At 41.9% G+C, this 265-nt stretch carries 1 protein-coding gene; it reads right to left on the bottom strand.

Annotation, left to right across the window (positions count from 1 at the left end):
* A partial coding sequence (locus SB765_RS30490; protein WP_410932602.1) for a hypothetical protein occupies positions 1-265 on the bottom strand: 265 nt, incomplete at both ends.

Consider the following 265-nt stretch of genomic DNA (forward strand, 5'->3'; position numbering starts at 1 on the left):
GGCGTGCCTTCGCCTTTAGTAGCGTAACTAAACCATAATTTATTAAGTTGTTCTAACCGGTTTATGTATTGCCCACTTTCAGCCAGAATGGGGTCGGCAACATAAGGTTTAATATCACCGTCGCTTACATCTTGGGTGAGGGTATCGTGCATTTTATTCAAACACCGTAAAGCATCAAGCGTAGCCTCGCTAATGTCTTTTGCCTTAGCGTGTAACGATTTAGGAATTTCACCATGTTCAAAGCGATAGGTATCGTCTTTTGAAT

This window comes from Pseudomonas sp. SIMBA_067 (assembly GCF_046534675.1).
GTDB lineage: Bacteria > Pseudomonadota > Gammaproteobacteria > Pseudomonadales > Pseudomonadaceae > Aquipseudomonas > Aquipseudomonas putida.